Source organism: Phycisphaeraceae bacterium (assembly GCA_040222855.1).
In the GTDB taxonomy this organism is placed as follows: domain Bacteria; phylum Planctomycetota; class Phycisphaerae; order Phycisphaerales; family Phycisphaeraceae; genus Mucisphaera.
Window position 1 is genome coordinate 328908 of the sequence record JAVKCD010000025.1, and the last position, 23404, is coordinate 352311.

At 59.5% G+C, this 23404-nt stretch carries 16 protein-coding genes; 11 read left to right on the forward strand and 5 right to left on the reverse strand.

All coding sequences use genetic code 11. The features are described 5' to 3' along the window. The first annotated feature begins 251 nt into the window (after nt 1-251). The 3 genes from RIG82_11160 to RIG82_11170 all read left to right on the forward strand — a co-directional run bounded on the left by RIG82_11160 (nt 252) and on the right by RIG82_11170 (nt 6274). Complete coding sequence (locus RIG82_11160) at nt 252-3419, forward strand: pentapeptide repeat-containing protein (GenBank protein MEQ9461496.1); 3168 nt, start codon at nt 252-254, stop codon at nt 3417-3419. Nucleotides 3420-3575: 156 nt separating this feature from the next. After that, the gene (locus RIG82_11165; protein MEQ9461497.1) at nt 3576-4901 is read left to right on the forward strand and encodes a hypothetical protein; all 1326 of its coding nucleotides are present in this window, start codon (nt 3576-3578) and stop codon (nt 4899-4901) included. A gap of 224 nt (nt 4902-5125) precedes the next feature. After that, nucleotides 5126-6274 (forward strand): PEP-CTERM sorting domain-containing protein, encoded by a 1149-nt coding sequence (locus RIG82_11170; protein MEQ9461498.1) that lies wholly within the window; start codon nt 5126-5128, stop codon nt 6272-6274. An 84-nt stretch (nt 6275-6358) separates the two neighbouring features. Here the strand turns inward: RIG82_11170 and RIG82_11175 are convergent, their stop codons facing one another. Beyond that, nucleotides 6359-6904 (reverse strand): D-lyxose/D-mannose family sugar isomerase, encoded by a 546-nt coding sequence (locus tag RIG82_11175; GenBank protein ID MEQ9461499.1) that lies wholly within the window; start codon nt 6902-6904, stop codon nt 6359-6361. 35 nt (nt 6905-6939) lie between these two features. Then, a complete protein-coding gene (locus RIG82_11180) occupies nt 6940-8862 on the reverse strand; it encodes a hypothetical protein (GenBank protein ID MEQ9461500.1) in 1923 nt (640 codons plus the stop codon). Nucleotides 8863-9110: 248 nt separating this feature from the next. On the opposite strand from RIG82_11180, the gene RIG82_11185 reads away from it, so the two are divergent. The 8 genes from RIG82_11185 to RIG82_11220 all read left to right on the forward strand — a co-directional run bounded on the left by RIG82_11185 (nt 9111) and on the right by RIG82_11220 (nt 20161). Beyond that, nucleotides 9111-10208: a GntR family transcriptional regulator gene (locus RIG82_11185; GenBank protein MEQ9461501.1), complete on the forward strand. Its 1098-nt coding sequence runs from the start codon at nt 9111-9113 to the stop codon at nt 10206-10208. A gap of 91 nt (nt 10209-10299) precedes the next feature. Continuing rightward, nucleotides 10300-11049 (forward strand): PEP-CTERM sorting domain-containing protein, encoded by a 750-nt coding sequence (locus tag RIG82_11190; GenBank protein ID MEQ9461502.1) that lies wholly within the window; start codon nt 10300-10302, stop codon nt 11047-11049. Between the two features lie 90 nt (nt 11050-11139). After that, nucleotides 11140-12045: a prepilin-type N-terminal cleavage/methylation domain-containing protein gene (locus RIG82_11195; protein MEQ9461503.1), complete on the forward strand. Its 906-nt coding sequence runs from the start codon at nt 11140-11142 to the stop codon at nt 12043-12045. Nucleotides 12046-12096: 51 nt separating this feature from the next. Next, nucleotides 12097-13953: a hypothetical protein gene (locus RIG82_11200; protein MEQ9461504.1), complete on the forward strand. Its 1857-nt coding sequence runs from the start codon at nt 12097-12099 to the stop codon at nt 13951-13953. Beyond that, complete coding sequence (locus RIG82_11205) at nt 13950-16721, forward strand: glycoside hydrolase family 38 C-terminal domain-containing protein (protein ID MEQ9461505.1); 2772 nt, start codon at nt 13950-13952, stop codon at nt 16719-16721. Before RIG82_11200 ends, RIG82_11205 begins: the two co-directional genes overlap by 4 nt. Before the next feature lie 5 nt (nt 16722-16726). Next, nucleotides 16727-18211 (forward strand): hypothetical protein, encoded by a 1485-nt coding sequence (locus RIG82_11210; protein ID MEQ9461506.1) that lies wholly within the window; start codon nt 16727-16729, stop codon nt 18209-18211. Then, nucleotides 18198-19334, forward strand: a complete 1137-nt coding sequence (locus RIG82_11215; protein MEQ9461507.1) for a DUF2961 domain-containing protein — start codon at nt 18198-18200, stop codon at nt 19332-19334. Before RIG82_11210 ends, RIG82_11215 begins: the two co-directional genes overlap by 14 nt. Nucleotides 19335-19357: 23 nt before the next feature. Further along, entirely contained in the window at nt 19358-20161 is an 804-nt protein-coding gene (locus tag RIG82_11220; GenBank protein ID MEQ9461508.1) for a phytanoyl-CoA dioxygenase family protein, read from the forward strand. A gap of 12 nt (nt 20162-20173) precedes the next feature. Here RIG82_11220 and RIG82_11225 read toward each other — a convergent pair whose 3' ends face one another. Genes RIG82_11225 through RIG82_11235 form a run of 3 tightly spaced genes read right to left on the reverse strand, consistent with a single transcriptional unit; the run spans nt 20174 to nt 23321 of the window. Continuing rightward, entirely contained in the window at nt 20174-21307 is a 1134-nt protein-coding gene (locus tag RIG82_11225; protein MEQ9461509.1) for a carbohydrate kinase family protein, read from the reverse strand. 15 nt (nt 21308-21322) lie between these two features. After that, on the reverse strand, nt 21323-22480 hold the full coding sequence (locus RIG82_11230) for a Gfo/Idh/MocA family oxidoreductase (GenBank protein MEQ9461510.1): 1158 nt from the start codon (nt 22478-22480) through the stop codon (nt 21323-21325). Between the two features lie 4 nt (nt 22481-22484). Further along, entirely contained in the window at nt 22485-23321 is an 837-nt protein-coding gene (locus RIG82_11235; GenBank protein MEQ9461511.1) for a hypothetical protein, read from the reverse strand. Between the last annotated feature and the right edge of the window lie 83 nt (nt 23322-23404).

Consider the following 23404-nt stretch of genomic DNA (forward strand, 5'->3'; position numbering starts at 1 on the left):
CCGAACCCTGCGAAGCCTCGGCGAAGCAGGGCCGGGTGCCACGGGTCATCGGAGCAACGCGACGTGACCCGTGCCGACCCTCACGCCCCACGTAGGCGACGCTACAGCGCGCCCACACCCCACTTTAACCCTCAAAAAACAAAATTATCCACTATCGAACCCTCACCCCAGCAGGTAAGCTAAAGCAAGATTCCGGGCCCATCCAAAGGCCCACAGCCTCACCCCGCGGTCCTTACCGGATGGGACACCCGATGGCAGCCTCACCCACCTCCCCCTTCAACACCGCCACCCTCATCGCCGCCGCCCTCGCCGCCGTCGCCGCACCCGCCAAGGCTGATGTGTACGAGTGGGAATACATTGACCCGCTGAATCCGAATCTCGGGCGTCAGGCATCCACCACCCTGACGACGGATGGTGCCGGACTCATCCCCACGCCTGGGGTCAACTGGTCCAACCTGAATCTCAGGCGAGGGTACTTGCCAGGCGTCAACCTCAACAACGCCATCATCTCCGGGTCCAATCTCTGGTTCGCGGATCTTACAGACAGCAACGTCACCGCCGCCGACCTGTCGCATACAACGTTGATCGCTTCGCACCTGAACCACGCCAACCTCACCCAGGCCAGTCTCTACAACACCGACCTCCGTTCCAGCAGCCTCTTTCAGGCAAACCTGACAGCAGCGAATCTCCGAATCGCGAACATCATCTACGCAGACCTCACATCAGCCAGCCTGGTCTCCGCAGATCTGGCTTGGGCGTCCCTCTTGAGAACGACCCTCGCCTCAGCAAACCTCACCGACGCGCTCGTGTACGGGGCAGGCTTCGAGGACACAACCTCTCGTGGACTGACGTCCACGCAGTTCTACAGCACAGCCAGTTACAAACAACAAGAACTCAACAGCATCAACCTCTCACGCAACGACTTGTCCGGATGGGACTTCTCCAGCCAGAACTTGTCTGATGCAATATTCAACACGGCGACGCTCACCTCAGCCCATTTCCAGAGTGCCAACCTGACCGGAGCCTCATTCCAGTCCAGCCAACTCGTTGCTGCCAACTTCACCGGCGCAAACCTCACCCAGGCACGTCTCGACTTCAGAAGCAACCTCGCCTCCGCCAACTTCACAGGGGCAAACCTCTCATCCGCCATCGTGGAAGGATCGACTCTGGCCTCCGCAGACCTGACGGGTTCCACCATTGCCGGAGCATTCCTCGGGAGTACCACAAGACGAGGACTCACCGAAAGTCAGATCTACAGCACGAGCAGCTATCAGAACCGCAGCATGCGCGGCGTCCGACTCAACTCCAATGACCTCACCGGCTGGCAGTTTCAGGATCAGGACCTCGCCTCCGCGGTCATGAGCCGATCCACGCTTGTATCGGCCAACTTCGCCAGAGCGAAGCTCGATCGCGCCGCATTCAACTCGGCGAACCTGACCTCGGCCAACCTCAGCCAGGCAGATCTGAACCACGCAAACCTCTCGGTATCCACCCTGACGGATGCCGACCTGTCTGACGCAACCATAACCAACGCCAACCTCAGCTTCGCAACCCGTTACGGCCTGACCGCAGCACAGATCTACAGCACAACCAGTTACCAGCAGCTGAACCTGACCGGCCTGAACCTGGCATACAACGACCTGACGGCATGGGATTTCACCGGGCAGAACCTCTCCTCAGCCGTATTCCACAACGCCACCCTCACAGCGACTGCGATTGAGAATGCGATAATCTCCGGTGCTAACTTCACGAACACCACCGCCTACGGCCTCACACCGACACAGATCTACAGCACGCATAGCTATCGGCTGCAAGATCTCCGGAGTGTCATCCTCTCCAGCAACGATCTGACCTCGTGGAACTTCTCCGGCCAGGATCTGTCCAACGCCTACTTCCGAGATAGCAATCTGACATCCACCATCCTGACCGATGCGGTCATCGCCTCTGCGGACCTGACAAACATCATGATCACCCCGAACCAGCTCTATACGACCAAGAGCTATCAGCAGCGGGATCTGAGAAGAACACGCCTCTCCGAGAATGATCTCTCCGGCGTCGATCTCAGCAGCCAGGACCTGACACTTTCCGAGTTGAGACAGACCTCACTCGTATCCGCAAACCTCACCTCAGCCAAACTGGACCGAGCGGTGCTGCTCAACGCCGATCTGACCGACGCCATCATCGCAGGCGCCGCCCTGATCGAGGTCACATGGAACAGCTACTTCAAGCCGTCTCAGCTCTATTCCACCCTCAGCTACCAGAACCAGAACCTCCAGGGCATCAATCTCTCCGAGAACGAGATGCAGAGCTGGAACTTCTCAGAACAGAACCTCCAGAGAGCCGTGATCCACAACGCAGATATGTCGTCAGCAATCCTGACTTCCGCCGATCTCTCTTCCGCAGACCTGTCGGGCACAAAGCTTGCCAACGCGGCGATCGAGCACGCCAATCTTTCCAACGCTGTTATCCGAAACACGGATCTCGCCTTCACACCGCTCACGCCTGATCAACTCTACAGCACACGGAGCTACCAGGACCGAGACCTCAGAGGTGTGAACTTCGGCGGGATCAGCCAGGCCGGATGGGATCTCAGTTCACAAGACCTCGAAGACGCCAGTCTCGGGTCGAGCCTGAACGCCGCCGACCTCTCCTACGCAAACCTCGCGGGAGCCATCTTCCCATTCTCAACCGATGGCGGCTCGAACGCCGACTTCACCGCTGCCGACCTGCGCGGAGCAGCCATCATCACATCGTTCTGGCAGAACGTGACCTTACGAAACACACTCGGACGCACGGGCGTCATCAACGGCCTGAGCCTTCTCCCCGCCGACAGCCTGACTGTCCGCAACCACCCTATCCCCGTCACCATCCGCGGCACCTTCACCGTCGACCCCGCCGCCACCCTAGAACTCCGCCTTAACCAGGAACCCTGGACCTCCACCCTGCACACCGACCTCACCCCTCAACTCGCCGGCGAACTCCGCCTCACCCTCGACAACGAACTGAATCCCGCCAGCCTCCTCAACCAGACTCTACCTCTCTTCGACTGGTCCACACCCCTCGACCCGTCCAACATCTTCGACACCATCACCACCGACTTTCCGAACCTTGTCTTCACCCTCGACACCTCCGCCCTCTACACCACCGGCCACCTCAACATCCTCCCCGCCATCAAAGGCGACGCCACCGGCGACGGCGTCGTCAACCTCCCCGACCTCTCCATCCTGGCCACAAACTTCGGCGGACCCGCCACCGGCTACCACCAGGGCGACTTCAACCTCGACCACCTCGTCGACCTCATCGACCTCTCCATCCTCGCCACCAACTTCGGCCAGTCCGCTCCCGCCCCCGCGCCCATCCCCGAACCCGCCACCCTCCTACCCCTCTCCCTCGCCGCCCTCTACCGGCCCCGCCGCTAACCCTGCGAAGCTTCGCGCCAGCGAGTGAAGCAGGGAGGCGCGCGCACATCCCAACGCATTCCAGGGCCCATCGGTCACGTTTGATCGACGACCACGACCACCTTTCGCTAAGTTACGGCTCGATTCAAGCCCAAAAAACCTCTCGAAAACCACCCCATGACCAACCCCGATCTCCACCAACGCGTCCACCAGATCATCGCCGACGAGCCCGTCGTCGACATGCACACCCACCTCTACCCACCTGCCTTCGGCACCCCCAACCCCGGCCGAAACGGCCCCGCCGACCCCAATGGCCTCCACCTCTGGGGCGTCGACGAACTCCTTACCTATCACTACCTTATAGCCGAAGTCTACCGCGTCGTCCCCGCCACCGAACTCCCCTACGACACCTTCTGGGCCATGTCCAAAACCCAGCAGGCCGACCACATCTGGAAGCACCTCTTCCTAGGCCGCACCCCCCTCAGCGAGGCCACCCGAGGCGTCCTCACCACCCTCGCCCAACTCGGACTCGACCCCAACGAAAAAAACCTCAACAACCACCGCAAGTGGTTTGCAGAACAAGACATAAACCAATACATCGACCTCGTGATGCAAAAATCCACCGTCCGCCGCATCACCATGACCAACAACGTCTTCGATCCCAATGAGCGCACACGCTGGCTCGCCGACCCCGCCGTCGGCTCCGACCCCCGCTTTGCGCCCGTCCTCCGTTTCGACAAACTCCTCACCGACTGGCCCGCCGCCGCGCAAACCCTCACCGAACTCGGCTACCCCGCCGCCCCAACCCCCGACCACAACAGCCTCGACCAGGCCCGCCGCTTCCTCCACGACTGGATCAAGCGCATGAAACCCATCTACTGCGCCGTCAGCCTCCCGCCCACCTTCCGCTACGGCACCCCCGACGCCAACCCCGCCACCACCCGCGTCCTCGAAGAAGTTGTCCTCCCCGTCTGCCGCGACCACGACCTGCCCTTCGCCATGATGATCGGCACCGTCATGCGCATCAACCCCGCCCTCCGCGACGCCGGCGACATGCTCGGCAAAGCCGACGCCGCCTCCGTCGCCCGCCTCTGCGCCGCCTTCCCCGACAACCGATTCCTCATCACCATGCTCAGCCGCGAGTCCCAGCACGAGCTGTGCGTCGCCGCCCGCAAGTTCGGCAACCTCAAACTCTTCGGCTGCTGGTGGTTCCTCAACAACCCCTCGATCATCACCGAGATGACCACCGAACGCTTCGAGCTCCTCGGCTCCACCTTCATCCCCCAGCACTCCGACGCCCGCATCCTCGACCAGCTCCTCTACAAGTGGTCCCACAGCAAACGCCTGATCGCCGATGTCCTCGCCGCCCAGTACCAGCTCATCGAGGACACCGGCTACACCATCTCCGACCCCCAGGTCCGCGCCGATGTCACCCGCCTCTTGAGCGGCAACTTCCTGGACACCCTCGCCCCAGACCACCGCGCCAACCTTGCCGCATCCTGATTCAGAGTGCGCACTTGGCAACGACCCGATGAAGGCCCTATCGGGAGTTGGGACAAAATGCGCCGGCAAGGGGGTAAAAAACGGCCATAATGGCCTAAAAATCAACCTTTATCAGCAAGGCTCACGCAGATTAACGTGACATTGCCCAGCCAGGAGGTACACTCAAGTGCGGTTCTCGCGATCGTTGATTTCACCCTGATTTGCCCTAACGAGGAGACATTGAGATGACCCGCAAGGCAACGTTGTTGGCCTGCAGCCTGATCCTGACCGGTTCGGCTTTCGCCGCGCCCACCACCACCTCAAGCTTTGACGTTAGTGCCTTCGCATTTGACGGTCTTCTGCTCAATGACGACCTGGTCGCCGGCAAGCTCGCCACCGAGTTGCCAGAGGACACGGGGTGGCATCCGGCCAATGCTGCCTCACTCTTTGGCTCGACCTGGTCCTCGGGGCTGCCCGCATTCACCGATGGCACCAATGGGCTCGGATCAGATAGCACTTACGGTCTGTTGAATGACTTTCCCGGAGCCGGTGTTCCGACCAAGGTGATTCAGTTTGACCTCGATGAACCGTCGAATGTCACCGGCATCAACATCCTGACCGGCAACAACAACAACGCCGACGGCCGCATCTTCAGCACGACGGTCATCCGCTACTCAACCGACAACGGCTCGAACTTCGATTTGCTTGGGTACTTTGAGTCGGCTCCTCTTGGTTCGCTAAATAATGAATCAGGTGATCCGGGAACGACAACCTTCAAGTCGCTTTTCCTTGAGATCTTCGATGACGGAGGCGGCAACCTGGCCTCGGGCGTCACGAATCTTCAGTTTGATTTCTACGCGGTCGATAACACCGGAGGACAGTACCGCGATCCGTTCGACGGTGAGAATCCGTTTACCAACGTAGATGATGGTTTTAGTGCGGGCTTCGTCTCTCCGCTTCTGCTCGAAATCGATGTCATCGGCGGCCCGGGCGTTGCGGTTCCAAACGACCTCAACGGCGACGGCCTAGTGAATGCGGACGACATCGATTACCTCACGGCTGGTTTTGGCGGGAGCGACCCGGTTCGTGATACGGATGGCTCGGGCACGGTCGATCAGGATGACGTGGTCGAGTATGTCACCGTGGACCTGGGGTCATTTATGGGCGATTCCAACTTGGATTCGACGGTGGACCTGATTGACCTGAGTGCCCTCGCGTCAAACTTCGGCGGAAACGCTGGCTGGGCGGGCGGTGACTTTAGCAGTGATGGGCTGGTCGATCTGGTCGATCTCTCGACACTCGCGTCGAACTTCGGCAGCAGCAACCCCGTTCCGGAACCCACAAGCCTCACACTCCTCGGGCTGGCAGCCCTGGCCATCAACCGACGGTTCTAAGCATCGATCGGCGTGTATGAATATCTTGATCAGTATCCTAGCGGGCCCTTCCGGGCTCGCTTTTTTTTTTCATCGAGTGATGGATCACTTCTCGACGCGCTGGATACGTGGGTCGGTGAAGACATCCAGTTCATCCCGGCTGGTGCTGGAGAACTCGGTGACGACGGCTCCGGTAGACCCGCCTTGGAACCAGTGCAGCGTGTTCGGCGGGATGGTGTACTGGTCGCCCGGGTGCAACTCGATCTCGTGGAAGACGGTGTAATGCTTCTCACTGCCAGCGGGAAGTCTGGCCTTGATGGATTTAGCGTCGCCTTGGCCTTCAACGTAGAGGTAGACAGTTCCCGAGCGGCAGCGGAAGGTTTCCATCTTGCCCGGGTCGGTTCGGCCATCGTCCAGCGGGACGGGTGGGTGCCTGTGCTCCGGACAGGTCTGGTGAGGCAGGAGCACGAGTTCCTTGCCGCAGTAGCGGTCAGTGTTGGCATAGACGACCAGCGCCAGCCCTTCGCTATCGAAGTTATTGAGGCCGAAGCCGGCCAGCTCGATCTCCCCAAGTTCCTTGTTGGTCAGGACGATCCCCGCATCGCGCATCTTGTGAATCGCCCTTCCGCGGGCCTGTTCTGGTGAGATCATGGTGATGTCTCCTGGGATCGGTGTGAAGCATTCAGCTAGACATGAGACGGCGGCGGGACTCGGGAAGCCTTGAGCATCGCTTGAGTCTGTTCGCTGCGGATGATCACGCCCGACTGCTCGGGTTTCGCAGCCTGGCGGTGCTGGCGACGGATCAACGCCATGAACGCACTAGGGCTCATGAAGGTCAGACGCCGGTTGTTATCGAGATCCCGTAGGGCGCTGATCACGTCGGCTACCCAGGTCGGTGATTTAAGGACGCTGCGGAAGGTCAGGAACTGGGTGCCTTCACTGTCCACATGCTCCATGATCTGCTTGGCGGCATCAGCAGGGGGGCCATCGATGTCGGCGGTCATGCGGGCGTAGGGCATCTCATCACCGTACAGCCCGTGTTCGGGCATGTGACGGTGGCAGATGATCCCGCCCGATGAGAAGCGGGCGTACGCCTCGAGTCCGCGGTCGCCGATGGCGGGTGCTCGGCCCTCGATGATGAAGCCGGTGATGTCGAGGTCGTAGCGTTCGTAGAAGGGGAGGGAGTGCTCGATCCATGTTTCGTAGCCATCGGCCAGCGACGGGTCGAGCCGGGGTGACTCGAACATCGCCGGGGAGACGTAGCCAGCACCGGAATCACCCGTGACGAAGTGATCATGTGGCGTCGCGTGCACTCTGGCGTAGTGCATCGCGTGTGGGGCGCGTTGATCGAGGTTGGGGTTAAACGCCCAGCTCAGGTCGAGGGTGCCCCTTGCCGGATCGGAGAAGAGCCGCGGCAACTCCTGATTGAGCCAGGCGGCGGCGTCGTAATCTCCCATGTAGAACTGAATGTACGCTCGATCGAGCGGGCGACCGTCGTCATCGAGGAAGCCCCGGGCTCTCAGCTCCTCATCGCTGGTCGCACGTGGCTGCGGGTAGCGCTGGTTCAGCGGGAAGTGCTGATAAAACGAGGCGTTGGACATCCCGGCCAGGGAAATGGCGTCTGCGTCGAGATAGGCGTTGTAGGCAGAGAGGATGCGGATCAGTTCCCATTCGCTCTCTACACCGTGGTGGGCCGAACCGGCTCCGGGGTTGTCTGAATACTTCCAGGCCCAGGGCGTGAAGCCCGCGACGTGGAGCATGCCGGAATCGCGCTGGTCATGGAGTTGCCGGAGCAGCGCCTGGAGTGTCTGAAGATCGAGTCCGGCGGGCTGATCGGGTTCATCGACAGCGGATTCATCGTTCCATGCGTTAAGGTCGATGATCATCGACCGGTGACTGATGAGGTAGTCGTGGTTGGTCAGGGTGCAGTTCTGAAGTGGCTGAATGTGCGGTCGTGTAAGCCAGTAGCTGTCGATGTAGTAGCCAAGTTTCTGCGCGGAGAGTTTGCCGGGTGCCAGGTATCGTGAAGCGAGCCATCGGTAAGCGTTGTTCTTTGTGCTCGATGTGGCTTGATAGTGACGCTGCTCATCGGGCGTCTCCCAGTGAGCGGTGCCGTTGCGATCCACCAGGTCGAGGACATCATCGAAGAGGCTTGGTTCTGCCTTCTTGATCCGGCCGATCAGGGGTTTCGTCGCTTCGGCGATCAGAAGCGGCAATCGGTCTTCTGCGCCAGCGATCGTCGAGGCGACATTTGATGCTGCGTAGGGTTCTTCGCGATAGGTCACAACCCCCCGGAGTTGATCGACGAAAAGGCTGATCGCATCTTCCAGCCAGTCGAGCCGGATGGTCTTGCGGCCATCGAGCCACGCACCGGGCTCGTGGAAGGTGGACCACCAGAAATCATCGACGCCCGGCAGGAATCGGATAAACAGGTGCGACCCGTCGCGGTTGACAATCCCCTGGAGCGCCGCCGCGGTGTGGAGGAGTGACCACGCTTGTCTCGCTGAGTGTGGATCGCGGAGGTCGAGGTCCTGGAGCCACTGGAGGTCGAGCACAACCACTGGCTGGCTGGTGTGTGGCGGGTCCATATGGGTGGGTGGCTGGGTCATAGGGTCCACAACTGAGGATCGGCAGTCCGGTGCGAAAGACTCTGAGAAACTAGGCCGGATACGGTCATTGGGTGCGCATCCGAGCGTTGAATCAAGGTCTCTACACAGGATAACCGTCGAAACAGCTATTACCAACCGCAGAATCCATAAAACTTAGCTGTTCAGAAAACCTTGACGCGGATGCGCACTCGGAGTACTCTTCATACGAATCAGGATCTGGTCTCAGGAACCCGCATCAGAAGTAGAGCATGACGACCACACCCTCCAACAAGGCCATCGCCGAGATCGCAAACGAACTGCGTTCGTTTGCCCAGAAGATGCCTGACGGGAGTCAGCTTCCTTCGACACGGGAGTTAATGAAACGGTATCGCGTGGGCCAAGCGTCCGTCCAGCAGGCGATGGAGTTTCTTGAGCAAGAAGGATTGCTCGTCCGGCGGATTGGCAAGGGCACGTTTGTGTCGACTCAGCACCAGGTTTCAGCGACGCGCACGATCATGATCCTGCGGAGTGACTACCCCAGCCGCCGGGGCGATCAGATCACGCGAGAGCTACAAAACGCGCTAGGTGAAGCTGGCGATCAGTCACTGGTGATCACTTATTCGAGTATGGAAACGGTTGTTGGCATGCTTCAGGGGGCATCACGACCGGATGCGATCATCTTGCAGCCGATGTCGGCTTGTGTTCCGCTTGGGGTGATCTGGAACCTCTCACAGCTCAGTGACACGCTGGTCGTGGATCACCCCGTCGATGGCGTCGATGTCGATTCGGTTGGGATCGACTGGCGTGCGGGGCTGACTGCCGCGGCTCGTCATCTTCAGGGCCTAGGCCATCATCGCATCGCGCTTGCATCGGGCGAGCCAGCCACTGCCTGGTCGCAGTTGGCCAAGCACTTCGAGCTGATTGAGGGTCTTGCCGCGCCTGATGGTGACAGCCTCCACGGCAGCATCATCACCGCAGAGACTGAGCAGGGGGGCTCGGCCGCGAAGGGCATGCGTGAGGCGATAGATAAGCTCATCCGTGAATCAGAGGGACGATTGCCCTTCACCGCAATGATTGTCAGCAGCTACGCCAGTGCCGTGGGGGCGCTTGAAGCCCTGAGTCAGCACGGCATTGATGTGCCCGATGATCTGAGCCTCGTGGTGCTCGATAATCCTGATCTGGATCACGATTTGGAGCGTCCGCGACTGACGATGGTGGGCTGTAGCAGCGCGAGCCACGCCGATGCGTTGCTCGATCTGGCCCGATCACGGGTCGCTGGCGTCGAACGCCAGCACGGCTGCGTCTGGCAGGTTCCCGAGCTTGTGATCCGAGAGAGCACGGCCGCCCTTGAAAGAGGTCGTCGTTGATTGTCGGTCGCTGCAGCGGAGTAGCGACTGTTGATTTTGTTTTAGCGTTCGCCATGTCTTATTCACTTCTAGAGGATTGAGGAGAAGCATCATGAAGAATCTGGCACTCACCCTGGCCGCGACGGCCTTCACCGCAGGTTCGGCGCTCGGAGCCGTTACCAGCACCACGAGTCACTCGACCGCCTCGAACGGTTTTGATGCTCTGCTGAGCAACACAGACCTGATCGCGGGTCAGCTCGGCGTCGAGCTTCCTGACAACGGCTGGCACCCGGCCACACCCGGCGAGCCTGCCCGGCTGGTTCAGTTGACCGATGGCGTCACCGGTGGCGGCTTGAATGGCCTGCTCAACGACTTCCCCGGTGCTGGCGTCCCCACCAAGCGCGTCACCTACAACCTCGCGGGCCAGGACATCGGCGGGATCAACATCCTGACCGGTAACGATGGTGCTGACGGTCGCATCTTCAACACGGTTGCGATTTATACCGACGGCAGCCTGCTCGGCTATTTCGAGTCGGACCCGCTGGGCAGCCTGAATCCCACGCCCGGTGGCCCGGCCCCGGACCGTTCGACCTTCCTGCAGATCTTTGATGACGCCTCAGCGACCCTCGCCGCAGGTGTGACAACCCTGCAACTCGATTTCTACGCTGTGGACAACGGCGGCGGGCAGTACCGCGACCCGTTTGATGGCGTTAATCCTTTTACGACGATCGATGACGGCCTGACCGCCGCCTTCGTCTCCCCGCTGGTCTGGGAGATCGACGTGCTGGCGGTTCCTGAGCCGGCTTCGGTCGCCCTTCTAGGTCTCGGCGGTCTCGCCCTGGCGGCGCGTCGTCGTGCGTAACTCACTGTAACCCCGCCCGGGCTGGCTTAACGGCCAGTCCGGACGATTGACTGGAAAACTCCGTACCAAGACACTCAAGCGAGTTATCCCATGCGCAAGAACACAGCCAAAGTCCCCGGATTCACACTCATCGAACTACTGGTCGTGATCTCGATCATCGCCTTGCTGATCGGGATTCTACTGCCCGCTCTGGGGGCGGCGCGAGCGACGGCGCGGTCGATGAGTTGTTTGAGTCTGCTGCGGCAATACGGTATGGCGAATCAGATCTATGCGGTTGACTACAAGGGTTACTATGTTCCTATCCAGAATCCTGGGCACCGGCTTGCTGCTTCGGATGGGCTCCCTCAATGGGCAAATAACGATGAATGGTTCCTTAATCAAGAGTTCCTTGCTTATATTTCAAAGCAGAACAATGATCCTGATGCAAATCTATTCGATAACTTCAATGATCCAGCCTTTCTCTGTCCAAACGCTGAATCTGCGGTTGAGGAGCTAGATGTTCAGTTCTCTTATGGGATGGTCAATGACGGCGCTGCCACCTATAACATTACGCTCACGGGGCTAGCTCCAAACATCAGTCTTCATAATGAGCGTGTCATGAGTTCTCCAACTCAAGGCATGATGATGATGGATGGGTTGGATTGGCATCTTGAGGGTTACAAGGCTCTAGGGATCTCCTTTTCCAAGGCAGACCCATCGTCTGGTTGGGATGAACACGGAGAGTTAGCGTACAACAGTGTTAACTCGACAAAGGGACAGTTGGCTTATGGTGTTGTGGCTTACCGACATCCCTCGGAGAGCGCCAATGTGGCTTTTTTTGATGGTCACGCTTCCAATCGAAATATGAATCAGTTGTGGCGGGAGGACCACGTTGGGGGGAATACGGCACCTACTTCTGAAGCCGACATCTACATGTACCAGACATGGCTCGGGCACTACGGAAACCCGAACTGGTGGAAAGAAGGGACTCATCCGGATATCTACCCATCTCGCTAGCTGAATTACAATTTGCCTCGCCTTGCTCCGCGAGATAAGGATTTCCTCGCTATGCTCACCTTCCACCGACGTTTATTGCTGATGCTGCTTGCCAGCACGAGTCTATTGGCAACGTTCTCTCTGCATTCTCGTGCCGCTGACACCTCCGGCATCGTCTTCGACTTCACCAACCCGACCGGGAAGGTCAACCGCGCGATCTTTGGGATCGAGGGGTTGCCCAAGGTCTTCATGGTCGCGCAGGACAACCCGCGGGTGATGGATTCGTTTCTTCGGCTGAATCCTTCGGGGTGGATCGCGCGGATGGAGACCTGGATCGGTTACTTGGAGCCCGAGAACGACAACGATGATCCCTACACCTACGACTGGGATCGGCTGCACCCGGACGAGATGATCAGGTTCATCGAGGATCGCCCTGCCTACGAGGCGTGGTTGCGGACGATCGATGTCGAGTTGATGCCGCTGCTGTGCTACAGCACTGAATGGCTCGACTCTGGGAACGAGGACGACAAGATCTCGAACAAGCACGAGTGGGCTGAGTTCGCGGCGGCGGCGCTGCACTCGTGGAACGCTGATGGCGACGATCTCCGGGCACGGTACGCCGAGGTCTGGAACGAGCCGAACATGCCGATGTTCGGCATGGGGAATCAGGACGCCTTCTACGAGCTGTTCAACATCGCCGCCGAGCGCCTCCGATCAGAGGACCCGACCCTGATGGTGGGCGGACCGGCGCTGACGCCAGCCTACTGGGCCAAGACCGCCGAGTGGTATGCCGGTTTCATCGAACACTGCGGGCACAACGCGGATTTCGTGATCCACCACATCTACCACGGCTCGGATGTCTCAGCGGATGACGAGGTCCAGCAGATCATCGAGATGACCGATCAGTTCCGCGCCGTCACGGGCAAAGAAAACGGTCAGATGGCGCTGACCGAGATCGACGCCTGGTTCAGCGGCTGGCCTAAGTTCCAGTACATGATGCAGCGCCATTTTGGTTATCTGAGGATCGCCGATCGCATCCTCTCGGTGCACCACTTCACGACGCTGGCCTACAACGAGCACGGCCGGTACACCTTTGGCGTCATGACCGAGCAGGGCGCACCGATGCTCGGGACGTACTGGCCGTATTGGGTCGTCCGTAACCTCGACGGGCTTCTGATCAATACGATCAGGCGTGGTGACGCAGGGATACTCGACGCCGTCGCTTCAAGGCACACGAATGATGACGGCCAGCTGATGCTCGCGGCCGTCGTCTACAACCGCACCGAGTCACCCGTCACCACGCCAATGCTGCTGGTCTTCGAGCCGTCAGATCGCGAGCGTCTGCTCCGAATTGATGAGACGACGGCGACGTTTCAAGGTGTTCGTGATGTGCTTCAAGTCCCCGCTGGCGACAGGCAGATCGAACTCGATCGAACCATCGCCGAGCACAGCGTTATGGCTCTGACACTCCTTGAACCCGGGAAACGTCACTACGGCTTCGCCGACCTCAATGACCAGGAAGCTCCCGCGGTTGAGTTGATGGCAGACCACGACCAGGTGCGGCCAGGCGAGACGTTCACTCTGGTGGCCCGGGTTATCAACACGACCGGTGAGCCGATCTCGGGCACGCTTTCGCTCGGCAATCTCCCCAAGGGTTGGACGGCACCAGAGTCATCAGTACCGACAGGATTACTCGCGACCGGCGCAGCCAAGGAGTTGCGCGTCGCGGTGACCGCTTCAAACAAGCCCGAGCCGCTCTCGCGCATGACTATTGGCGCCACCAGCGAGATCCGGCACCTGAATCATGCCATTACCCCGGTCGCCGAGTTTCTGCCCGGAGCGGGCATAGGCGGGCAGTTTGTCGCCGCCAAGCAATCGTTGTCAGTGGATATCGTGTACGTCGATCCTAAGGAGACGGCATCACGATGAGCACGCTCGAATCCCAACCCGCGACACCCCAGACAAGTAATGGGTCCACCGGAACTCGTCAGGCCCATTACGTCCTCTCGACCCACTGGGATCGTGAGTGGTACCAGCCCTTTCAGTTGTATCGCTACCGGTTGATTCAGTTGATGGACCGTGTGCTCGCGGGCATCGCCTCCGGCGAACTTCGTGGCCCGTTCCAGACCGACGGGCAGGCGATCATCCTTGAGGATTACCTGGAGATTCGCCCCGAACGCCGGGCAGAGCTCGAGAGTCTTGCCAGCGAAGGCAAACTCGTCATCGGGCCGTGGTATGTATTACCCGATGAGTTTCTTGTGACCGGGGAGTCGATGATCCGCAACATCGCGCTGGGCCGGCAAATCGCCCGTGACTTCGGTGGGACTCCCTCAAACGCAGGTTTTGTCTGCGATCTCTTCGGGCATGTCTCCCAGCTGCCTCAAATCCTCGCTGGCTTCGGGGTCCGAGGCGGCTTCCTCTGGCGCGGGACCAATCAGGTGCACACCCGCCACCTGCGCTGGATTGGTGCGGATGGTACCGAGCTTCCCTGCTACCGATTCGGCCAACGGGGTTATTGCGACTACGCCTCTCGGGTGCGCGGCGCATCGGATTTCGACAAGACGTTTTCCTCGGAAGAACTCGACGCGCGGCTCAAGACTTACCTCGACGGCGAGCTTGAAAAGTCGGCAGTCTCTCCCGTCCTCGTGTTCGATGGCGGCGATCACATGGAATGGGATCGCGCGGCTTACGACGCCCTGGCTCATCGCATGGACGAACCCTTTGGCGGGATCGAGATCGTGCATTCATCACTCGATGGCTACCTCAACGCCATGCTCGCCGAGGCGGATCAGATCACCGAGACCGTGCATGGCGAGCTGCGTGAGCCCGGCAAAGAGTTGATGGAGGTCGATGAACAGTGGGTGATTCCCGGTGTCGCGTCGAGCCGGGTATGGATCAAGCAGGCCAACGCTCGCTGCCATTCACTCTTGACGCAGTGGGCCGAGCCGCTGTCGCTGTTGAGTCATCTGACTCTCGGGACCGATGGCGACAAGGGCTTCCTTGATGTCGCATGGAAGTGGCTTCTGAAGAATCATCCGCACGACTCAATCGGCGGGTGCTCGGTCGATACCGTCCACGAAGACATGAAGTTCCGCTTCAGCCAGACCGAGCAGATCGCCTCGGAGCTGACCGAGCGCGCTATGAATCGTCTCACAGCGTCGGTCGCCGGACCGATCGAAGACCATCAGGTTCGCATCGGCGTCTTCAACCCGACGCCGCGCCGCCGAACCGGGCCCGTCAAACTCGATATCGAGGTCCCGGTCGACTGGCCTCGTTTCAATGAGTTCTTCTTCTTCGAGCAGAAGCCGGCCATGCGATTGCTTGGTCCTGATGGAGGAGAGATCTCGTACCACCGAGTTGCTCAGGACATGGATCGACGGCGCAAGCGCCTTGCGACCACGGCGTTCCCTGCAGAGCGCCAGGTGAACGTCATCACCATCATTGCTGACCTCGATTTACCGGGAATGGGCTACACCACCCTTACGGCGGTCCGTGCCGAAAAGGACCATCACCACACGCGCTATGCTGAGAAACCCGGTCTGGCGGTTTCTTCTCACGCCCTAGAGAACAGCATCCTGCGCGTCGAGGTCGAGCCCGGCGGGCGACTTACACTCACCGACAAGCGCAGCGGCCGGGTCTATCCCAACCTGATGACCTTTGAGGATTCAGCCGACATTGGCGACGGCTGGTATCACGGACAGGCGCTGCGCGATCAGGCTTTCTCATCCGCGGCTGCCGGTCACTCTGATGTCGCTGTCATCGCCGATACATCCTCCTACGCAACGATCCGGGTGCGCACGACGATGAATCTGCCCGCGGAGTTTGATTTCAACCGCATGCGTCGGGTTGAGAGTTTCAAGCCCTTGATCCTGGACACGACAATCGAGCTCTATCGTGATGCCGATCACGTCGAGATCACGACAACGGTTGATAATCAGATCAAAGACCATCGGCTGCGCGTGCTCTTCCCGTCGGGTTGCGGCTCGGCGAAAACCTACCTCGCTGATACAGCCTTCGACGTCGTTGAGCGTGATATCGAACTCCGCAAGGACAATCACCTCTACCGAGAACTCGAGATCGAGACCCGCCCGCAGCAGTCATGGACCGCAGTCCAGAACAAGCAGGGTGGACTCGCGGTCGTCACCCTGGGGTTGCTCGAAACGGCGGTCCGCGATCAGCCGGAGCGCCCGATCGCACTAACCCTCTATCGATCGACACGACGAACAGTGCTGACCGATGGCGAGCCTGAAGGCCAGTTGCTCGGACCCTTGACGTTCAAGTATCGACTGGTTCCCCTCTCCGGACCGCCCAAAGTCAAGCGACTCTTTGACCTCGCCGAAGACCTCCACGGCCAGACTCGGGTATCGGTGGTCATGCCCTCTGATCGACGGCACCATCTCGACGTGATGCCGCAGCCGAATCAGCCCGCTCGCTCGGGTCTCCTCGAACTACAAGGCGACGCGGTGCTCACCGCAGCACGAAAACTTGCCGAATCCATCGAGCTACGCCTGTTTAATCCAACGAGTCAGCCTGTCGATACCGTCATCTGGATGCCAGCGCTCACCTCAATCTGGACAAGAGCCTTGCCGGTGAACTTTGAGGGACAGCCAGCTGGTGATCCTATTGCTGTTAACAACCAGTCCCTGCGCGTGACCATCAAGCCCAGGAAGATCCTCACCCTCCACCTCCAGCGATAACGACTATGAAGTGCCAGCTTGTTCGGCTCACCACGATCGCAATGTTGCTGTTCGCAACAGCATCATCTGCCTCCGCTCAGGACAAGCTCTACGGCGTTCACTGGTGGGACTATGACGGCAACACAGCCGGTGCCGGAACAACCGGTGGGTCTTCCGTTGAAACAATCCTGACTCATTCAGCTCCTTGGTGGGGAGCGGGCTACTTTGCCCCTCTCTACCAGCAGGCGACGACTCAGCACCACGCCACTATGATCACCCGAGTTGATTACAACTGGGGCGAGACGGTTCCCAGTCCGACTTCTCTAAGCGCCACCGACTGGGCCAACTCAGTGCTTGGCGTCATCAACACCCTTGGCGATCACGCGAACATCTGGATCATCGGCAACGAGCCCAACGTCACCTCCGAAGCCAACAACTGGACCAACAACCGCATCCAGCCCGCTGATTACGCGGTGGTTTATCAAACGGTCCGCACGGCGATCAAGAGCCAACGCCCTGACGATCTGGTCTTACTAGCTCCGCCAAGCCCCGGCCCCGTGGGCGGCGTGCGATGGATGTCCGGTAACGAGTACCTCAGTCAGACGATCGACGCTGTCATCGGTGGACGATCAGGCGGTGATATCGATGGCTTCGCGATCCACGCTTACGGCAACCCCTATACCTCAAACCCCAGCACCGCAGCAGCGGGTTTCCAAGCCAGCTACATCGAGCAGCTCAACATCATTGACAGCAAGGGTTTTCAAGACGAACCGGTCTGGATCACTGAGTGGGCGCGATTGACATCGACCAGCGGTGACCTCGTCGCGAATGAAGCCGTCACCGCCCAGTTCATCGCCAAGGCACTCGCCGATCTCAACGACTGGAACCAGACGCCTGGCAACCACAACATCGTCTCGACCGCGTGGTTCGTGAATCAGGGCTACGGCGAGTGGGATGAGTTCTCGCTCGAATGGTGGAAGACGGGCGGCAATCCCGTGGGTGACCCCAACGACCTGTGGACCGCGATGCTCAATGCTTCGCAGTACCCCGCAGGATTATGGGGCACGCGTCCGGACCCTTTCCCCGGTGACCTCAATGGCGACACGCTCACGGATGTCATCGACATTAATCTGCTCTTTGCCAATCTCGGCAATCCAGCCTATGACGTCGATGGCAACAACACAGCCGATTTTTCTGATGTGGCCTATCTGATCCGTGAGCTCATAGGCACAGAGTTCGGTGACATCAACCTCGACCGTAAGGTAGACCTGATCGATCTCTCGATCCTCGCCAGCAACTTTGACTCGGTTGGCATCGGCTGGCACCGCGGAGATTTCAACGGCGACACTCAAGTCAATCTTAACGACCTCTCACTCCTGGCCACTTATTTCGGTTTCTCTGCAAGCGTAGTGCCCGAGCCAGCATCTGTGATTTACCTGACAACCTGGCTTCTTCTGGGCCGACGCCAACAGATCGCCAACAAGGAACAAACCCCTCATGCCCGAGTTTGACGGTCTATTCTGTGACCTAGGCAACATCCACCGCCTGTCCAAGGCGCAATCGCGCTCGATCAGCGCGGAGAACCCGACCGGCGCGAAGGGCGAAGGCGGTAAAGCGGTCGAAGGAATCTCCGCAGAGCGTGCCACGGACCTGGGTAAAGGCTGGAAGGTCAACCCAGCTATCGCGATTGAAGCTGGCCAGACGGCTGAGATTGCTGACATCACCGGACCCGGCGCCCTCCAGCACCTCTGGATGACACCCACAGGACACTGGAGGTTTCTCATCCTCCGTATCTATTGGGATGGTCAGGATCAGCCCAGCGTCGAGTGCCCGCTTGGTGATTTCTTCGCATGCGGGTGGGGATCATACGCTCAAGTCACCTCGATCCCTGTCTGTGTCAACCCAGGCAGCGCCTTCAACTGCTATTGGCCGATGCCGTTTCGCCAGAACTGTCGGATGACAGTTGAAAACGTCGGAACAGAATCGGCTTATCTCTATTATCAGATCGACTATGCATTGAACGATGTGCCTGAAGATGCAGCCTACTTTCATGCTCACTTCCGACGCGTGAATCCTCAGCCTTATCAAAAAGTCTATACCATTCTCGATTGTATCAAAGGGAAGGGGCATTACGTTGGTACCTACATGGCATGGGGTGTCAACAACAATGGCTGGTGGGGCGAGGGAGAGATCAAGTTCTATATCGATGGCGACCTGGCACCAGACCAGACGGTCGAGAAGGATGTTGCGGAGCACGGCGGGGACGCCTTCCCCACGATCTGCGGAACCGGCACCGAGGACTACTTCCTCGGCTCATACAACTTCGAGAACCCACACACCAAGCAGTATCAAGAGTTCACCACGCCCTTCGCCGGGATGCCACAGGTGATCCGACCCGACGGCGTCTACGAGAGCCAGCAGCGTTTCGGCCTCTACCGCTGGCATATCCCCGATCCCATCCGTTTCCATCAGGACCTGACCGTCACCATCCAGGCTCTCGGCTGGCGCAAACGCCAGCCCATTCACTACCTCCCGCTCCAGGACGACATCGCTTCGGTCGCGTTCTGGTATCAGTCACTCCCAACACCGGCGTTCCCCATACTCCCGTCCCGTGACAACCTCGAAGTCGTCTAGCACCCTTGCAGGAGGATGACCTTATGAACAGCAGCACGCTCACCATCGCCGATCAGTACGCCCAGCAGGGCTTTTACATCGCCAACGAACCGATTATTCCGCGTGACCTGGTCAGCTCCGCCGAGCAGGGGATGGAGCGAGTCAGGCAGGGGGACTACCGCACGGGTCAGCCACCCTTTGAGTCGCCATGGAATCCGGGTGATGACGACACCAAACTATGCAAGATCGAGATGCCCAACCTCGCCGACCCGGACATCCGTTCCTGTATAGCGCATCCCGCTCTTGGAGAACTTGCGGCACGACTCACCGGGGCGAGCATGATCCAGGTCTGGTGGGTCCAACTCCTGCACAAACCATCGGTCGACCCCGAGGCCAAGAGTGGGGGGGGGCCTGCGGTCGGCTGGCATCAGGACGCTCAGTATTGGCCGGAATGGATCGCAGACTCCGAGCTTTTTACCGCATGGGTTGCGATCTCTGATGTCAACACAGAAGCAGGCCCGATGGCCTTCGTCCCCGGTTCGCATCACGCAGGCCTCTTCGAGGGGGGAGACTTCTTCTCGTCCGACCTCGTTGAGCTTCGGAAGAACATCAGGTTGCCACAAGGCGTGGCTTGGGACGAAGTCCCCGCCATCCTTCAACCCGGCGGAGTCAGCTTTCACCATCGCCACACGCTCCACGGCTCGGGCATCAACACCTCTGGCTCACCGCGTAAATCCTTCGCCGTCCACCTCCGAACCGAGAAATCGACACTGGCCGATCATCCCCGTGTTCTCACACAGTTCATTGATGATGAAGAAAAGTGCCCGGTGATCTACGGCCGCCGCTAAGCAGCCACGGCTCTATCGCGCCGTCATCACTGATCCAGTCCCGCTCTTGGACCAGCCGGGCAAGTCCAGCTTGACCACGTGACTAGCCCATCCCGCCTTCACGCGTGCTTTTACCTCACGCCAAGCAGGCACCGCGCTCACCGCGTCGGCCGCCTCGACACTCGCCGCTCCCACCGCGACGGCGCTCTGAACCGCCAGTTCGGGAGACTCACCTCGCAATAGTGCTGCGAGCAGGCCCGCGATCGTGCAGTCTCCTGCGCCCGTTGTGCCGACAACTTCCGTTACGAAACATGGTGCATAGAGCTCTTTGTCGATCCAATTAGACCCATCTAATCCCAGCACACGGACCATTCGCGACAGACGATCGCTGTCCGCAGCACTCCGCAGATAGAGTCCCTGATCTCCCAGCTTGATCAGCACGACACCCGCACCCATATCCAGTAATCGATCGCTGACTGACCGCAAGCTGGCACCATCCAGCGGCGGGACCTCACGATCCAGCATGAAACACACTTCGTCATAGCTCGGCACAAACAGATCGATTGCTGGCAGCACGCGCTTCATCCACGCTGACCAGTCCACCTTGCCGGTCTCCGAATCCGGGTCCACCGCCGCCATGTCCAGGGATGTCGCCAGCCCGGCACTCTGCGCCCGAGTAAAGACCCTGTGCATGGCTTCCCCGCCGTCAAGTTGGAGATTCCGCATCAAAGGCGGATACCCAAAATGCAGTACCTTCGCTCCGACGAGCGAATCTTCAGGAACATCCTTATCGCCAAATGTCGCGTTCGCCCCTGGACAATGCAGAAAATACCGATCCACACCGGGTGGACTGATGACCACCGTGTAACTGGTCGTCTCCCCGTTGAGCCGCCGCATCGAACGCGTCAGCGCCGGATCATACCCCTCAAGAATCTCCAGCACGCGCGTCGCAAACGGATCATCACCAAGCTTGCCCAATAGGGCGGTTGGCACGCCCAGTCGATGCAACGCGAGCCCGGTGTTCGCGACGGCTCCCCCTGTCGCCGTGAGTGCCGGACCGACCTCAGTCAGCGCACCAGGCGTCAGCACGCCGTCGCCGTGCGTGAACGCCGGGATAATATCCAGGCAGATATGCCCCGCCACCACAACCTGTGCAGCCTCTGCCATCAATCAGCCTCTCCATTAACCAATTGCCACCGTCTTCCCGGTTCGCTGCGATTCCAAAGACGCCGTAAACAGATCGTGTGAAGCACCCGCTTCTTCGGGCGTAACACAGGTAAATGGCTGACTCATCCCGTCACGCCCGTGCGTCAGCTCGTCACAGAAAGCAGCCCACATCTGCAGAATCGAATCCGAGAACCCGAACTCAAAAATCCCGCCGGTGATCGACGGATACGCCGACCGATACGGCGTATCGATCTCATTCCATGCCTGCTCACCACCCGACTCATAAGACAGTGACCGCAGCCGTTTCGGGTCTTTCGTCGAAAACTCCGCGGAGAACGATGTCCCGTTGATGCGGATAAACCAAGTATTCGCATGCCCCGGCGCGATTCGTTTGGTCGATAGCGTCATCGGCACCGTGTGTCCCTCATGCTCAAACTCGGTAGCCAGAATCGCGTTGTCCCACGTCTCACATGGAACTTGCTTTCCATCTGGACCCGGCCGCGTCTTCATCACATTGGCCAGCAATGCACGGACAGTCTTCGGCGTCCACCCATACCGCAGCGGCAGATGCAGCACATGCATCCCCAGGTCACCCATGCAGCCATACTCGCCGTTCGTCGCGATCATCCGCTTCCAGTTGATCGCCTTGTTCGGATCGAGGTCGGATGAATGCCAGAATCCAGCATCGACATCAATGATCCGCCCGAACCGGCCCTCGGCCACCCACTTTGTGATCTGATAGGCCCCGGGGAAGAACGGCAACTCCGAAGAGCACCGCACCAGCACCTCCGGATGCTCTTTAATCACCGCAAGGATCGACCGATTCGCGGGCCGGTCGATCCCAAACGGCTTCTCGCCGAGTAGATGCTTACCTGCCCGGATGATGTCCGAGTACAGCTTCTCGTGCAGGTGATGCGGCACAGCACAGTAAATCGCATCCACCTCCGAATCGGCTAGCAGCACCTGATAATCCGTCACCGCCTTCGTCACGGTTGGAACATGCGCCTCAAACCACGCGCTCGCCACAGGATTGGGATCACACACCACAGTGATCTCCGGCAGAAAATCCACCTCCCCGAGATGGCACCATCGGCCTACTGCTGATGCGAACTCTCGACCCATCAGCCCGCAGCCAATCACGCCGAACCTGATCTTCTTCTTGGCCTTGCTCATTGCCTCAACCCTTCACCAGCTTAAGAGCTCGATCCGCTGTAATGCCCTCATGGACCACCGCCATCAGAGCCCGCGTGATCCCCGCAGGATTCTCATGCTGGATCACGTTACGCCCGTACACAATGCCCTTCGCGCCCGTCTTCATCAGCTTCTCGGTGCGATCAAGGATCACCTGATCCGAAACCTTCCCGCCACCACGCACCAGAACCGGGATCGCCCCCGCCGTCTCGATCACGGCAGGATAATCCGACGGATCATCAGTAGGGTCCGCCTTGATAATGTCCGCACCCAGTTCCACCGCCTGCCGGACCAACGGCAGAATCTTCTCCGGATCACCGTCCACCATGTACCCGCCCGCCTTCTCATTGGACTGGAACACCAATGGCTCAATCATCAGCGGCATCGCAGCGTCATCACACATCGGCTTGAGCCTCAGAATATTCTGGATGCACTGGTCCGTGACCTCGGGCTGCTCGGGTATCTGGAATAAGTTGACCACAACGCACGCCGCATCGAGTCGAATCGCCTGCGTGACAGGCTGCTCAATCATCCGACTAAACAGCGTCTTCGGCAGCTTCTTCCCGTACACATTCGCCACGTCCGTTCGTAGCACCAGCGACGGCTTCTGCCGTCCCGGCACCCGCTGAAGCACCCCCGCCTGACCGACGGTCAACTGGATCGCATCAGGCGAAGCCTCCACCAACGTTGCCACGGCCTTCTCGATGCTCTCCAAACCCCCGCGAATAAAGCCAAGCTCATTGAAGAACCCGTGGTCGATCGCCACATCAAAACAGCAACCCGAGGTCGCATTGAACAGTCGCTTGATCCGATAGTCTTTCATCGCACGTACCAACTTTCTGATCGTGAACAGCCTGTCTCTCTAAGAACCGTAAGAACAACACGAGGCTCAAATGCGGTGCGGGG